The sequence below is a fragment of the Prevotella sp. HMSC073D09 genome, assembly GCF_001814145.1.
GTDB lineage: Bacteria > Bacteroidota > Bacteroidia > Bacteroidales > Bacteroidaceae > Prevotella > Prevotella conceptionensis.
The window spans coordinates 49574-51488 of sequence record NZ_KV815019.1; the positions used below are offsets into that span (position 1 = coordinate 49574).

The 1915-nt window shown below is 48.1% G+C and carries 3 protein-coding genes; 2 read left to right on the forward strand and 1 reads right to left on the reverse strand.

The features are described 5' to 3' along the window. Nucleotides 1-270 (reverse strand): hypothetical protein (locus tag HMPREF2955_RS16430; RefSeq protein ID WP_210401252.1); only part of this gene is annotated, 270 nt, incomplete at its 3' end. A gap of 184 nt (nt 271-454) precedes the next feature. Between HMPREF2955_RS16430 and ung the strand changes: the two genes are divergently transcribed. Together ung and HMPREF2955_RS00810 are read left to right on the forward strand one after the other, a co-directional pair. After that, nucleotides 455-1120, forward strand: coding sequence for a uracil-DNA glycosylase (gene ung, locus HMPREF2955_RS00805; protein WP_070720035.1), 666 nt, complete (start codon nt 455-457; stop codon nt 1118-1120). Between the two features lie 3 nt (nt 1121-1123). After that, the gene (locus tag HMPREF2955_RS00810) at nt 1124-1729 is read left to right on the forward strand and encodes a DUF3109 family protein (RefSeq protein ID WP_070720037.1); all 606 of its coding nucleotides are present in this window, start codon (nt 1124-1126) and stop codon (nt 1727-1729) included. Nucleotides 1730-1915: the final 186 nt, after the last annotated feature.

Genomic DNA, 1915 nt, shown 5'->3' on the forward strand with positions numbered 1-1915 from the left:
ATTGGGCGCAAAAAATAATGAGTTGGCAACCAAAATAGAAAGGTAAAATGGTGCAAAACGCAGGTTCTGACCCATAAAACAGACAAAACAAAAGATGTGTAAGATGGAAAATAGCGGCAATTTGCCTGCTAAAGAGCGTTTGTTTTTGCTAGAATGGATGGACGAGAAGGATGTGTTTTGTAAAATATAAATACTTAATTTAACTTTGCTTGGACATCGACAAAAGATAGAAAGCAGGTTTTTAATGACCGCTTGTAGATAAATAAGCATGTGTAGGCTAACGTGTAAATGGGCATTTTTTCATACCTTTGTATGTCGTAAAATGATGTTTTCGGTAAGTTCTAGTTCATGGCAGGACAGGCAAACTGCCTTGTCTACCTGTTAACAGGTCAACTTGTAAACAGGTCAGCAGGTCAACTGGTTAACTTGTCAACAGATAATACAAACAATAAGCATGGATGTAAAGATAGAATCTTCGTGGAAAGAGCAATTGGCTGATGAGTTCGAGAAACCTTATTTCAAGACCTTGTCTGCCTTTGTGCATGCCGAATACAAGCAGCATCAATGCTTTCCGCCTGCACAATTGGTGTTTAATGCCTTTAACTTATGCCCTTTCGATAAGGTGAAAGTGGTGATAATTGGGCAAGACCCCTATCACGACGACGGACAAGCGCATGGTTTAAGCTTTTCGGTTAACGATGGCGTGCCTTTTCCGCCGTCGCTGCAAAACATCTTTAAGGAGATTAACAACGATCTTGGCACACCCATTCCCACAAGCGGAAACCTAACGCGCTGGGCCGAGCAAGGCGTGCTTTTGCTTAACGCCACGCTCACCGTGCGTGCCCATCAGGCTGCCAGTCACCAACGGCAGGGCTGGGAAACGTTCACCGATGCAGCCATAGCGCGACTAAATGCAGGGCGCGAGGGACTTGTCTTTATTCTTTGGGGCGGTTATGCGCGCTCGAAGTCTGCGCTTATCGATGCTCGTAGGCATTGCATCTTGCAATCGGTTCACCCCTCGCCGCTATCTGCCAATCGTGGCGGTTGGTTTGGCAACCATCACTTTTCGCAGGCCAACGCCTATCTTTCTTCGCGCGGACTAACGCCCATCAACTGGTAAACAATGAACAACAACATACCGCCCATTATGCAAGTGGGCAACGTACTTATCTCTTCCGACCTCATTACCGAACGCTTTTGTTGCGACCTCGATGCCTGCAAGGGTGCTTGTTGTATTGAGGGCGATGCAGGAGCACCCGTTACACTTGATGAGATTGCGGCTATGGAAGACGCATTGGACATCGTGTGGAACGACCTATCTGCACAGGCACAGGCCGTTATCGACAAGCAGGGCGTGGCCTATAACGACCGCGAGGGCGACCTCGTGACGAGTATCGTGAATGGTAAGGATTGTGTTTTCACCTGCTACGACAAGGGGCTTTGCCTTTGTACATTCGACCGGGCGCATCGAGCAGGGCTTTGTTCGTTTCGTAAGCCCATATCCTGTGCACTCTATCCCATTCGCGAAAAGCGTTTCGATGCCGACCTTGTTGGCCTTAACTACCACCGTTGGGAGGTGTGCAAGCCTGCCGTAAAGAAAGGTCGCGAACTGAATCTGCCCCTCTATCGTTTCTTGGAAGGTCCGCTAACCGAGCGGTTCGGGCGCGAATGGTACGCCGAATTGTGCGAGGTGGCCGAGAGCTTGGAGGAGGAAGGAGAAGAGGAGTAAGTTTGAGGAATATAAAGAGTATAAGGAGTTAAGGAGTTATGGAGTTAAGGAGTTAAGCCAAATGCTTGGTTGCAGAGTGGATGGCAATCCTTATCAACTCGTTAACTGTTCAACTCGTCAACTGTTCAACTAGTAAACCAACAAAGCATACCACTCCCCTCTCCCCTCGGAGAGGGGTTGGGGGTG